Below are 12,393 nucleotides of genomic sequence, written 5' to 3'. Positions count from 1 at the left end.
CGTCAGGCGGCGCCGGCCGCCGAACGGGCATGGGCCGCGATGCGATCGAATACCGCGTCGCGGCCCTCGTCGTCGCTCTGGGCCTCCGGGTGGGCGTCGTAGTACGCCAGGATGCGCCGGGCTCCCTCGTCGAACGTGATGGTCGTGCGGAACTCCGGCACGAGCTCGGTCACCTTCGACGAGTCGAACACCATGGAGTGCGCCTTGTCGCCGAGGAGCCCGGGACCGAGATCCGGGGCGAACGCGGCGATGGTCTCCGACGCGACGTGCACGAAGTCGGGATCCGCCACGCCGGCGGCCTCTGCCAGCCAGCCGTAGATCTGGTTCCACGTCGGGGCGTGGGTGCCGGTGATCGTGAAGGCCTCACCGATGGCGGCGGGATTGCCGAGCAGCCCGGTGAACGCGACGGCGAAGTCGTCGCTGTGCGTGATGGTCCACAGGCTCGTGCCGTCGCCGTGGATGACGACGGGGCGGCCCGCCCGCATCCGTGCGATGTCGGTCCAGCCGCCGAGAGTGGGAAGCAGTCGCTCGTCGTAGGTGTGCGACGGCCGCACGATGGTCACCGGCAGACCGCGCTCGCGGTACGCGGCCACCAGCACGTCCTCACAGGCGATCTTGTCGCGCGAGTACTGCCAGAACGGATTGCGCAGCGGTGTCGACTCGGTCACCGGCACGCGTCGCGGCGGCTTCTGGTAGGCCGATGCCGAGCTGATGAAGATGTACTGTCCCGTGCGGCCCTCGAACAGGCGCAGATCGGTCGCGATGTGCTCCGGGGTGAAGGCCAGGAACTGCGCCACGACATCGAACCGGCGATCGCCCAGCGCAGCGCGGACACCGTCTGCGTCGCGGATGTCGGCCTGGACCAGCTCGACCTCCGCAGGGATGGGTCGCCGCGCACCGCCGCGGTTCAGCACGGTCACGTCGTGCCCGAGGGCGATCGAGCGGCGGACGCATGCCGCGCTGATGGTTCCGGTCCCGCCGATGTAGAGGATGCTCGTCACCTCGCCGAGCCTACGCCCCGGCCGGGGGCCCCGACCGCGCACGCGCTGGGCGAACACACTGGATCGATGTCGGCACCGCCCTCTAACGTGACGGGCATGAGCAATGACGACATGACAGGCGGTGCCGTCGGCACCGTCATCCGTCCGGGCGACCCCGAGTGGGAATCCGCCCGCCGCTTCCATTCCGGCATCGGCGAGCCCGCTGCCGTCATCCGGGCCGCGACCGTGGACGACGTGCGCGGCGCCCTTCGCTACGCCTCGGCCGAACGGCTCGAGGTCATGATCCGCGGCGGCGGTCACAGCGCCTGGGGCGGGGTGCCCGGCGGCCTCACCCTCGACATCTCCGCCCTCGACGACATCTCGGTCGAGGGCACGCGCGTGCGCATCGGCGGCGGCGCGCTGTGGGGTGCGGTCGCGCACACGCTCGCCGAACACGGCCTCGGGATCAGCTCCGGCGACACGGCCTCCGTCGGCGTGGGCGGGCTGACCCTCGGCGGCGGCATCGGCTGGATGGTGCGTGCCTGGGGCCTGGCGGCGGACCAGTTGGTCGGCGCACAGCTGGTCACCGCACGGGGAGAGGTGGTGGAGGTGACCGAGACGTCGCACCCCGACCTGCTGTGGGCGCTGCGGGGCGGTGGCGGCAACTTCGGCGTCGTCACGCGGTTCGACTTCGAGGCGCACCGGCTCGACGGCGTGGTTCACGCCGTCTACGGACTCGAAGGCGAGGCGCGGCACATCCTCGGCGTGCTGCGTGACGTGATGGCGGGGGCGCCTCGCGAGCTCACCGTCACCTACATGGATGTCCCACCCATGGACCCGAGCGCTCCCGCGGGAGCGACCGTGACGGCCGTCTTCATCGGCACCGATGAAGAAGCCGCCCGCCGCGCGCTGGCGCCCCTGGCCAAGGCGCCGGGTGTCACCGAACGCGAGTTCGGCGTCCAGGACTACCCAGATGTCCTCCTCGAGACGCCGGAGTTCGATCCCGAGCGTCCCATGCCGGGGTTCCTCGGCGGCAACACGCTGCTGCGCGAGCTCGACGACGACGTGATCGACAAGCTGGTCGCCTTCCACGAGCAGAACCCCGCGTCGGTCGTGTTCCTCCGTTCCCTGGGCGGCGCGTACGGCGACGTCGCGCAGGATGCCACCCCGTTCCCCGCCCGCGACGCGACGTGGTTCGCGATGGCCGGGGCGTTCGACATCCCGGGCATGATCGATGATGAGGCGCGAACGCGCATCGGTGCAGCGTGGGACGCGATCGAGGCGCAGGGGGCGGGGGTATACGGCAACTTCACCGTCTCGACCGACCCGTCCGTCGCCGGTCGCATGTATCCGCCGGCGACGATGGCACGCCTGGCCGCCGTCAAGCGCGCGTGGGATCCCGGCAACATCTTCTGCCGCAACCACAACGTGCGTCCCGAGGCCGACGCCGCGTGAGATGACGAGGGCGGATCCCCGAAACCGGGGATCCGCCCTCGCCGCGCGCGAGGCGCGTGTCAGTGGGTGTCTTCGGCTTCGATCTCGGTGCGGTCGCCGGACCACAGTGTGTGGAAGGTGCCTTCCTTGTCGATGCGCTTGTAGGTGTGGGCGCCGAAGAAGTCGCGCTGCCCCTGGATGAGGGCTGCGGGCAGGCGCTCGGCGCGCAGGCCGTCGTAGTACGCCAGTGACGATGAGAACGCCGGCGCGGGGATGCCGGAGTTCGCCGAGATCGACACGATGCGCCGCCACGCGGACTGCGCACGGCCGAGCGCGTCGACGAAGTACGGTGCGGTCAGCAGCACCGGCAGGTCCGGCTGGGCGTTGTAGGCGTCCGTAATGCGGTTGAGGAACTGGGCGCGGATGATGCAGCCGCCGCGCCAGATCTTCGCGATGGCGCCGAGGTCGATGTTCCACCCGTACTCGGCGGCGCCGGCGCGGATCTCGTCGAAGCCCTGCGAGTAGGCGACGATCTTCGACGCGTACAGTGCCAGCCGCACATCCTCGATGAACCCGTCGACGTCGTCGACGTGCAAACCCTCGGCGGGTCCGGGAAGGTCGCGGGACACCTCGCGCTGCTCGGGGTGGCTCGACAGGGACCGCGCGAAGGTGGCCTCCGCGATGCCCGACACGGGAACGCCGAGCGACAGCGCGGTCTGCACGGTCCACGCGCCGGTGCCCTTTGCGCCGGCCTGGTCGACGATCACTTCGACCAGTGGTTTGCCGGTCGCGGCGTCGGTCTGCCGCAGCACCTCGGCGGTGATCTCGATAAGGTACGACTCCAGCTCGCCGCGATTCCATTCGGCGAACACGTCGGCGATCTCGGCCGGCGTCTTACCCGTTCCGCGGCGGATGAGGTCGTACGCCTCGGCGATCAGCTGCATGTCGGCGTATTCGATGCCGTTGTGCACCATCTTCACGAAGTGCCCCGCACCGTCGTGCCCGACGTGGGTGACGCACGGCTCGCCCTCGGCCACCGCCGCGATCGAGCGCAGGATCGGGCCGAGAGTGATCCACGACTCGTCCGATCCGCCCGGCATCAGCGACGGGCCCAGCAGGGCCCCCTCCTCGCCGCCGGACACGCCCATGCCGACGAAGTTGATGCCGGTCTCGCGAACGGCCTTCTCGCGGCGGATCGTGTCGGTGAACAGCGCGTTGCCGCCATCGACGATGATGTCGCCGGGCTCGAACACCTCGATGAGGGAGTCGATCACGGCGTCGGTGGGGCGGCCCGCCTTGACCATGATGACGGCGGTGCGCGGCTTGCTCAGGGAGGCCGCGAACTCCTCGTACGAGAACGCCGGCACGAATCCCGCCTCCGGGTGCTCGGCGGTCAGCTCGTCGGTCTTGGAGCGGCTCCGATTGAAGACGGCCACCGTGTTGCCCTCGCGGGAGGCGAGGTTGCGGGCCAGGTTCGACCCCATCACCGCGAGACCGACGACGCCGATGTTCGCGGTCGCGCTGCGCGCCGTGGCCGGGCCCTCGGGCTCGGGGGTCGGACGGGCGACGTCCTCGGGTGCCGGGGCCGCCTCGTGCGCCGTCGTCGCTTCGTCAGGCGCCTGGTCCTGATCCGTCGAGATCTGGGTCTCGGCCTGGTGGCCGCTGAGGGTGGGGTCGTTCGAGGACACACGCGCTCCTGAGGTTGAATCGTCCTTTTCAGCCTAGAGTCTGGCGGACCGGTGTTACGCCCCGGCGTCCGGAGCTTCACGTGCCCGGGGTCCGGACCGTGACCGCCGCCACGGGGTTTCGGATACCGTGGCGGGGTGAACGAGCCTCCCGTGGCCGCGGCATCCGCCTCGCCGCCGGCCCCTGCCTCCCGCGTCGTGGTGATGGGTCCGAGCGGCTCGGGCAAGTCCGCCGTCGGCGCTGCCGTCGCCGCGCGGCTGGCGCTGCCGTTCATCGACGCGGATGATCTGCACCCCGCAGCGAACGTGGCCAAGATGAGCGCCGGCATCCCGTTGGACGACAGCGACCGAATGCCGTGGCTCGACGTCGTCGCCGCCACCCTGCACGGTGCCGGCGGGGGAGTGGTGGTCGCGTGCTCGGCACTTGCTCGGCGCTATCGGGACCGCATCCTCTCCGGAGCCGTCGATAGCGTCTTCGTCGAGCTGCGCGTGTCGGAGGCGGAGCTGATGCGGCGCATGCGCACGCGCGCGCACTTCATGCCCCCGTCGCTGCTGACCTCGCAGCTGCAGACGCTGGAACACCTGGAGCCGGACGAGCCGGGAGTGGTGGTCGAGGGCGACCCGCCGCTCGCGGACGTCGTCGAGGCCGCGGTGGCGGCGGTGCGCCGGTACGCCGCGACGCGCGGCGCCGCGGGTCAGTCCTTGCGGTAGCCCTGCCGGCCCAGGCTCCAGAACGCCAGCACCACGCCGACAGCGCCGACGGCGGCCATCGCACCGATGAGCCAGAGAATCGCGTGGCTCCAGAAGCCGTAGTCCATGGTGTCCTCCGTGGTGCGGAAAGCGGGTGCGTTCTTCATCGTAGCCGGGCCGCTGGTAGACTCGTGTCGAACTTCGGCGAGGGATGCCTCGCGCCTGCCGATCACGGCGGGCTGCGGCATCCGTGATCGACGCGGTGATGACGGCCCCGGTGGGCTTTCCTCACGCGTGCGCGTTCGAGTCGAAGTCACCCCGATACCCCACGAAACCGGGCCCGCCGCCGCGCAGGCCGAATCACAACGGCCCCGCGCCGCAAGGAGAGACATGTCCAACGAGCCTGACAACAAGGTCCGCGCCGAGTTCCGCGAGAGCTTCGGCAAGGGTTTCGCCCGACGCCTGCGCGCCGCCGGCAAGATCCCGGCCGTCATCTACGGGCACGGCACCGACCCGGTGCACGTCGCGCTGCCCGGCCACCAGGTCTCGCTGCTCGTGCGTCGGGCGAACGCCGTGCTCGAGCTCGACCTCGACGGCAAGGAGCAGCTGACGCTCGTCAAGGACGTCCAGAAGGACCCGGTGCACCAGATCATCGAGCACATCGACCTGCTGGTCGTGAAGAAGGGCGAGAAGATCCAGGTCGAGGTCCCCGTCGTCGTCGTGGGCGAGCCCTTCGCCGGCACGATCGCCAACCTTGACGCCCAGACCGTCGCGCTCGAGGTCGAGGCCACCCACATCCCCGAGCACATCGAGGTCGACGTCGAGGGCCTGGAGGACGGCACGCACATCACCGCCGCCGACCTGAAGCTTCCTCGCGGCGCGTCGCTGATCGCCGAGCCGGAGCTGCTCGTCGTCGCGATCTCGGTCCCCGCAGCCACCATCGCGGCCGAGGACGAGATCGCCGAGGCCGACGCCGAGGCCGCTGCCGAGCAGTCCGAGGCCTCGGAGGAGTCGGCCGCCGAGTGATCTCGACGGTCACGACCGATCGCTGACATCGGACGAGGGGGTGCGGATCGCGCCCCCTCGTCCTGTCTCTGATGAGCCCGGGCCGCGCCCGCGGCTCGGGCAGGATGGAACGCATGGCAGAGTCCTGGCTGATCGTGGGGCTCGGAAACCCCGGGCCGCGCTACGAGCTGACCCGGCACAATGTGGGCCAGCTCGTGGTCGACGAGCTCGCTGCCCGGCGCGGCGAGACGTTCAAGGCGCACAAGGCGGGCGCTCGCGTCGCCGAGACCTGGCTGCGCCCCGGCGGCCCCAAGCTGGTGCTGGCCAAGCCGAACAGCTTCATGAACGTCTCCGGCGGGCCGGTGGCGGGCCTGGCGAAGTTCTACGGCATCGAGCCGGGGCGCATCGTGGTGGTCCACGATGAGCTCGACATCCCCTTCGACTCCATCAAGCTGAAGTCCGGTGGCGGGCACGGCGGCCACAACGGTGTGCGCGACGTCGCGAAAGCCCTCGGCACGCCGGACTTCGCGCGCGTGCGTGTGGGCATCGGCCGTCCGAACGGACGGCAGGACCCGGCGGACTGGGTCCTCGACCCTTTCGGCGCTGCCGAGCGCAAGAACCTGCCGATCCTCGTCGGCGACGCCGCCGACGCCGTCGAGCAGCTCGTCTCCGAAGGGCTGCTCGCGGCTCAGCAGAAGCATCACGCGCCGCGCGTCTGATGGCGCGCCGGCCGCGGCAGGGACGCGCGGCGTCAGCCGCCGATGCCGCTGCCGGAGGTGAGCCCCGCCGTCAGGAGTGCCTGCACGACGAGTGCGAACGCGACCGGTCCCAGCGCCGCGATGACCACGGCCGGGATGCCGGCGCCGCGCCCCCGCGCGGTCGCGATCGCGACGACCCCCTGCACGAGCGCCCACAGACCCACGACGGTGCCGAACCAGAACGCGATCTCGCCGGCCAGCACCCATTCCCTCACGGGCGTGAGGACCGACCAGTCGAAGTCGGCGTCGATCGGCCGGCTGGCAAGCGCCCGCCCCGCTCCCAGACCGACGCGCCACGCTGCGACGGCGCCGACGAGGCTCGCACCCGCCACCGCCACGAGCGACGCGACGAGGGCGGTCACACCGAGCGCCTTGCCTCGGCGAACAGACGCGGGCGCAGCGGCCGGGCCGGGTGCCGGCTGGAGCGCGTAGCCGACGGGCGGCGCGTACCCCGGGAGGCGTCCCGTGGCGGCCTGCGGTGCACCGAACGGCGGGGCGCCCGGTGCCGCCCACTCCGGTGGCGGTGGCGTGGAGGGCTGCGCGGGGTCGCTCACGCGACTCATCCTAGAAGGAGGCAGGGATCGACGCGGGGCGCCGTCGAGGTGCCGCCTGCGTGTCGGAGGTGGCGCGTAGACTCGTGCGGTGACAGTTCCCGGGATCGTGCGCGCCCTCGAGCAGGCTGAACCGTTCCGGGACGCTGTGGCCGCGGCATCCGTCGATGCGGACTTCTCGCTCGTGGAAGGCCTGGACGCACCGCTGCTGGCGGGGCTGCTGGAGCGGCGCCGGGCCTCGGGAAAGCCGCCCGTGGTGCTGCTCGTGGCACCCACCGGCCGGCGCGCGGAATCGGTGGGGCCGGCGCTGGCGGCACTCCTGCCCGGCGCCGAGGTGCTGCACTTCCCGGCGTGGGAGACGCTTCCGCACGAGCGCCTCAGCCCGAGCGCCGAGACGGTCGGCGCCCGGCTCGAGGTGCTCGGGCACATCGCCCGTTGGGATGCGGCCACGCCGCTGGTCATCACGGCCTCGGTGCGCGGTGCGATCCAGCCGCTGGCCGCGGGGCTCGACCGGGTGCAGCCGATCGAGCTCGTCATCGGCGGCCGCGGTCATGAGCTCGGCGATGTGTCGTCGCGCCTCGTCGAGCTGGCGTACCACCGCGTCGACATGGTCTCTCGTCGCGGCGAGTTCGCCCTCCGCGGCGGCATCCTCGACGTGTTCCCGCCGACCGCGCCGCACCCGTACCGGGTCGAGTTCTTCGGCGACGAGGTCGACCAGATCCGCGCCTTCTCGGTCGCCGACCAGCGGTCGTTGCCCGGCGAGGTGGACCGAGTGCAACTCGTGCCCAGCCGCGAGCTGCTTCTCACGGATGCCGTGCGGGGGCGCGCACGCCAGCTGAAGGACGAGTTCCCCGGTCTGTCCGGAATGCTCGAGAAGATGTCGGAGGGCATCCCCGTCGAAGGCATGGAGTCGCTCCTGCCCGCCGTCGTCGATCGCCTCGTCACCCTCGTGGACTACCTGCCCGAGCAGGCGGCGGTCGCTCTGGTCGACCCCGAACGCGCCGTGACGCGGGCGATCACGCTCGGCGAGACCAACCGCGAGTTCCTCGAGGCGGCGTGGAGCGCCGCCACCGCCGGGGCCAGCACCCCGGTCGACCTGGGCGCCGGCGACTTCCTGACCCTCCCCGAGCTGCGTGAGGCGACGAAGGCGCGGAACGGGGTGTGGTGGACCCTGAGCGCGTTCGACTCCGGCCAGGCCGATGCCGCCGCCGAAGGCCTCATCGACGACGACATCGACGTCGCCCTCGAAGCCGCGGCCACCATCCGCGTCCCCGGCACCGCCGTGCCGTCGTTCCAGGGCAATGTCGAGGGCGCGACCGAGCATGTGGCGACGCTGCTCGCCGAGGGCTGGCGTGTCGTCGTCGCGGCATCCGGCGCCGGTCTCGTCGAGCGGGCGCGCGACGTCCTCGGCGAGCGCGGCATCGCCGCCCGGCGTGTCGACGAGGTGCTGCACGCGCCGGAGCCCGGGGTCGCGCACGTCGTCACGTGCGTGCTGGAGAGAGGGTTCGAGTCCGCCGAGGCGAAGCTGGCGGTGCTCACGGAGTCGGAGTTCTACGGCCGGACCATCGGCGGGGACAACCGGGTGGTGAAGAAGCTCGCGTCGCGGCGTAAGGCCGTCGTGGACCCGCTTCAGCTGAAGGCCGGCGATTACGTCGTGCACGCGACCCACGGCATCGGCAAGTTCGTCGAGCTGACGCAGCGCGAGGTCTCCAGCGGCGGTCGCAATGCCGTCAAGAGCGTGCGGGAGTATCTCGTGCTGGAGTACGCGCCTTCCAAGCGCGGCTACCCGGGCGACAAGCTGTACGTGCCGACCGATCAGCTCGACCTGCTGTCGCGCTACGTCGGCGGCGAGGCGCCGACGCTGTCGAAGATGGGCGGCAGCGACTGGGCGCAGGCCAAGAGCAGGGCCCGCAAGGCCGTGCGCGACATCGCGGTCGAGCTGGTCAAGCTGTACTCGGCGCGCATGGCCGCCAAAGGACACGCCTTCGGGCCCGACACCCCGTGGCAGCGCGAGCTCGAGGAGGCGTTCCCGTTCGCCGAGACGCCCGATCAGCTGCAGACCATCGACGAGATCAAGGCCGACATGGAGAAGCCGATCCCCATGGACCGGCTGCTGTCCGGTGACGTGGGCTTCGGCAAGACGGAAGTCGCCGTGCGCGCGGCGTTCAAGGCCATCCAGGACGGCAAGCAGGTGGCGATGCTCGTGCCGACGACCCTGCTGGTCAAGCAGCACCTCGAGACGTTCACCGAACGGTTCGCCGGCTTCCCGGTCAAGGTGCGGGCCCTCTCCCGGTTCCAGACCGACAAGCAGGCACGAGAAGTGCTCGCCGGCCTCACCGACGGCACGATCGACATGGTGATCGGCACGCACCGCATCCTCACCGAGAAGGTGATCTTCAAGGATCTGGGGCTCCTCATCATCGACGAGGAGCAGCGGTTCGGCGTCGAGCACAAAGACGCCCTCAAGAAGCTCAAGACGAACGTCGACATCCTGGCCATGAGCGCGACTCCGATCCCGCGCACGCTCGAGATGGCGGTCACCGGCATCCGCGAGATGTCGACGCTGCAGACGCCGCCGGAGGACCGCCATCCGATCCTGTCGTACGTCGGGGCACGCAACGACAAGCAGATCGCCGCGGCGATCCGGCGCGAGCTGCTCCGTGAGGGCCAGGTCTTCTTCGTCCACAACCGCGTCTCGTCCATCCAGCGGGTGGCCGCGCAGCTGGCGGAGCTCGTGCCCGAGGCGCGCATCGCCGTCGCGCACGGGCAGATGGGGGAGCACGCACTGGAGGAGGTCGTGGATGCCTTCTGGGAACGCCGCTTCGACGTGCTGGTGTGCACCACCATCGTCGAGACCGGCCTGGACATCTCCAACGCGAACACGATCATCATCGACCGCGCCGACAAGTACGGACTGAGCCAGCTGCACCAGCTGCGCGGACGGGTCGGGCGCGCGAGGGAACGTGCCTACGCCTACTTCCTCTACGACGACCAGAAGCCGCTCAGCGAGACCGCCGCTGACCGTCTCGAGACGATCGCCGTGAACAACGACCTCGGCTCGGGCATGCAGGTGGCCTTGAAAGACCTCGAGATCCGCGGCGCCGGCAACCTGCTGGGCGCCGAGCAGGCCGGTCATATTGCCGGCGTCGGGTTCGATCTGTACCTGCGGATGATCGGCGAGGCCGTCGCGACCTTCCGCGGCGAGGAGACCGAGGGGCCGACCGAGCTGCGGCTCGAGCTGCCGGTGCAGGCCCGCATCCCCGAGTCGTACATCGACAGCGAGCGGCTGCGACTGGAGGCGTATCAGAAGCTCTCGGCAGCGGCATCCGTCACCGCCGCTGCGGACGCGATCGACCTCGTCGTCGAGGAGCTGACCGACCGGTACGGCGAACCCCCGGCCGAGGTCGAGGGCCTCGTGGCGGTCGCGCGCCTGCGCCGGCGCGCCGGTCAGGCGGGGCTGGCCGATGTGGTGGCCATGGGCCCGAACCTGCGCATCGCCCCCGCCGACCTGCCCGACTCGATGCGTGTGCGGCTGCAACGGCTGCACCCCAAGGCCAAGCTCGTGGCCGGGGGAGAGGCGATGGTGGTGCCGCTTCCCACCGCCGGCGGCGAGCCGCTGGGCGACGACCAGCTCATCGCCTGGGTCGCCCAGCTCATCGACCAGCTGTGGCCGCAGAAGCGGGCCGGCGCCTCAGCCGAGGCCGCCACCGCCTGACCGTGCGGTCGAGGCGGTCGAGGGGCGATGCGTCAGATGACGCCCTGCGCCAGCATGGCGTGAGCCACGCGCTCGAAGCCGGCGGAATTCGCGCCGACCACATAGTCGCCCGGACGCCCGTAGCGCGCAGCGGCGTCGAAGGCGGCGTCGTGGACGTCCTTCATGATGGAGCGCAACCGGGCCTCACTGTCATCGAACGACCAGCGCTGGCGCGACGCGTTCTGGCTCATCTCGAGGGCCGAGGTCGCCACGCCGCCGGCGTTGGCGGCCTTGCCGGGCGCGAAGAGCACCTCGGCGGCCTGGAACGCCTCCACCGCCGCGGGGGTGCACGGCATGTTGGCGCCCTCGGCGACGGCGCGCACGCCGCCGGCGATCAGGGCGCGGGCGTCGTCGGCGTCGAGCTCGTTCTGGGTCGCAGACGGGATCGCGACATCCACCGGCACCTGCCAGGGGCGGGCACCCTCGATGTAGCGGGCGCCCGGACGGCGAGCGGCGTACTCGGAGATGCGACCGCGCTCGACCTCCTTGATCTGCCGCAGCAGGTCCACGTCGATCCCTTCATCATCGACGACGTAGCCGGACGAATCGGATGCCGTCACCGGCGTCGCGCCGAGCTGCCACGCCTTCTTGATCGCATAGGTGGCGACGTTCCCCGACCCGGACACGCTCACCCGCGAGCCTTCAAGCGATGAGCCCCGCACCGCGAGCATTTCCTGCACGAAGAAGACCGCGCCGTAGCCGGTCGCCTCGGTGCGGACCTCCGCACCGCCCCACTGCACGCCCTTGCCGGTGAACATGCCCGACTCATGGCGGTTGGTGATCTTGCGGTACTGACCGAACAGGTAGCCGATCTCACGCGCGCCGACACCGATGTCGCCCGCGGGCACGTCGGTGTGCTCGCCGAGGTGCCGGTACAGCTCGCTCATGAACGACTGGCAGAACCGCATGATCTCAGCGTCCGACCGCCCGTGCGGGTCGAAGTCGCTGCCGCCCTTGGCGCCTCCGATGCCCTGGCCGGTGAGCGCGTTCTTGAAGATCTGCTCGAAACCCAGGAACTTGATGATCGACAGGTTCACCGACGGGTGGAATCGGAGACCGCCCTTGTAGGGTCCGAGCACCGAGGAGAACTGCACCCGGTAGCCGCGGTTGACCTGCAGGCGGCCCGTGTCGTCCACCCACGGCACGCGGAACATAATCTGGCGTTCGGGCTCGACGATGCGCTCCAGGATCCCGCCGTCGACGAACTCGGGGTGGGCCTCGAGGACGGGCGCGATGGACTCGAGCACTTCGTGCACGGCCTGCTGGAACTCGGGTTCGTGCGGGTTGCGGGACTGGACGGTGTCGAAGACATCGCGGACGGGCGTGGGCAGGGCGACGAGCGTATCGGTCACGGAGGTGGAGCTTTCTGGCCGAAGCGAAGGGGAAGGGTCCGAAGCCGGTGGTGTGCCCGCGGGATGTCGGGGCGTGCCGGCCACGAAGCGGTGTGTGCGCGCGGCCGGGTGCGCGGAGCGCTCATCGGAACGGACGAGACATCCGAGCCTAACCCGATCAGGAGGACGCGGCGCGGCAACCGCG

10 protein-coding genes are annotated in these 12,393 nt (G+C 70.9%); 5 read left to right on the top strand and 5 right to left on the bottom strand.

From position 1 onward, the window contains the following. Positions 1–2: 2 nt before the first annotated feature. Positions 3–1,001, bottom strand: coding sequence for an SDR family oxidoreductase (locus tag C9992_RS04970; protein WP_106814402.1), 999 nt, complete (start codon positions 999–1,001; stop codon positions 3–5). A gap of 96 nt (positions 1,002–1,097) precedes the next feature. Here C9992_RS04970 and C9992_RS04965 point away from each other — a divergent pair, with 96 nt between their 5' ends. Next, complete coding sequence (locus C9992_RS04965; RefSeq protein WP_106814401.1) at positions 1,098–2,435, top strand: FAD-binding oxidoreductase; 1,338 nt, start codon at positions 1,098–1,100, stop codon at positions 2,433–2,435. Positions 2,436–2,494: 59 nt separating this feature from the next. Here the strand turns inward: C9992_RS04965 and gndA are convergent, their stop codons facing one another. After that, the gene (gndA, locus tag C9992_RS04960; protein WP_268807165.1) at positions 2,495–3,922 is read right to left on the bottom strand and encodes an NADP-dependent phosphogluconate dehydrogenase; all 1,428 of its coding nucleotides are present in this window, start codon (positions 3,920–3,922) and stop codon (positions 2,495–2,497) included. 315 nt (positions 3,923–4,237) lie between these two features. On the opposite strand from gndA, the gene C9992_RS04955 reads away from it, so the two are divergent. Beyond that, entirely contained in the window at positions 4,238–4,810 is a 573-nt protein-coding gene (locus tag C9992_RS04955; RefSeq protein WP_407662210.1) for a gluconokinase, read from the top strand. Here C9992_RS04955 and C9992_RS18010 read toward each other — a convergent pair. Further along, on the bottom strand, positions 4,795–4,956 hold the full coding sequence (locus C9992_RS18010) for a hypothetical protein (protein ID WP_160150826.1): 162 nt from the start codon (positions 4,954–4,956) through the stop codon (positions 4,795–4,797). The genes C9992_RS04955 and C9992_RS18010 overlap by 16 nt on opposite strands. A 223-nt stretch (positions 4,957–5,179) precedes the next feature. Here C9992_RS18010 and C9992_RS04945 point away from each other — a divergent pair, with 223 nt between their 5' ends. Then, on the top strand, positions 5,180–5,815 hold the full coding sequence (locus tag C9992_RS04945) for a 50S ribosomal protein L25/general stress protein Ctc (protein ID WP_106814399.1): 636 nt from the start codon (positions 5,180–5,182) through the stop codon (positions 5,813–5,815). A gap of 113 nt (positions 5,816–5,928) precedes the next feature. Then, positions 5,929–6,513, top strand: coding sequence for an aminoacyl-tRNA hydrolase (pth, locus tag C9992_RS04940; RefSeq protein ID WP_106814398.1), 585 nt, complete (start codon positions 5,929–5,931; stop codon positions 6,511–6,513). 32 nt (positions 6,514–6,545) lie between these two features. Here the strand turns inward: pth and C9992_RS04935 are convergent, their stop codons facing one another. Continuing rightward, the gene (locus C9992_RS04935; RefSeq protein WP_235007991.1) at positions 6,546–7,115 is read right to left on the bottom strand and encodes a hypothetical protein; all 570 of its coding nucleotides are present in this window, start codon (positions 7,113–7,115) and stop codon (positions 6,546–6,548) included. 79 nt (positions 7,116–7,194) lie between these two features. Here C9992_RS04935 and mfd point away from each other — a divergent pair, with 79 nt between their 5' ends. After that, positions 7,195–10,818, top strand: a complete 3,624-nt coding sequence (gene mfd / locus C9992_RS04930) for a transcription-repair coupling factor (protein WP_200826215.1) — start codon at positions 7,195–7,197, stop codon at positions 10,816–10,818. A gap of 32 nt (positions 10,819–10,850) precedes the next feature. Here mfd and gdhA read toward each other — a convergent pair whose 3' ends face one another. After that, the gene (gene gdhA, locus C9992_RS04925; protein WP_106814396.1) at positions 10,851–12,209 is read right to left on the bottom strand and encodes an NADP-specific glutamate dehydrogenase; all 1,359 of its coding nucleotides are present in this window, start codon (positions 12,207–12,209) and stop codon (positions 10,851–10,853) included. Between the last annotated feature and the right edge of the window lie 184 nt (positions 12,210–12,393).

The organism is Microbacterium timonense (assembly GCF_900292075.1).
In the GTDB taxonomy this organism is placed as follows: Bacteria; Actinomycetota; Actinomycetes; order Actinomycetales; family Microbacteriaceae; genus Microbacterium; species Microbacterium timonense.
This window is presented reverse-complemented; position numbering and strand designations above follow the sequence as displayed.

Coding starts and splice junctions, on each gene's coding strand:
- C9992_RS04965 (WP_106814401.1), top strand. CDS start 1,098: ATGAGCAATGACGACATGACAGGCGGTGCCGTCGGCACCGTCATCCGT.
- C9992_RS04945 (WP_106814399.1), top strand. CDS start 5,180: ATGTCCAACGAGCCTGACAACAAGGTCCGCGCCGAGTTCCGCGAGAGC.
- C9992_RS18010 (WP_160150826.1), bottom strand. CDS start 4,956: ATGAAGAACGCACCCGCTTTCCGCACCACGGAGGACACCATGGACTAC.
- pth (WP_106814398.1), top strand. CDS start 5,929: ATGGCAGAGTCCTGGCTGATCGTGGGGCTCGGAAACCCCGGGCCGCGC.
- C9992_RS04935 (WP_235007991.1), bottom strand. CDS start 7,115: ATGAGTCGCGTGAGCGACCCCGCGCAGCCCTCCACGCCACCGCCACCG.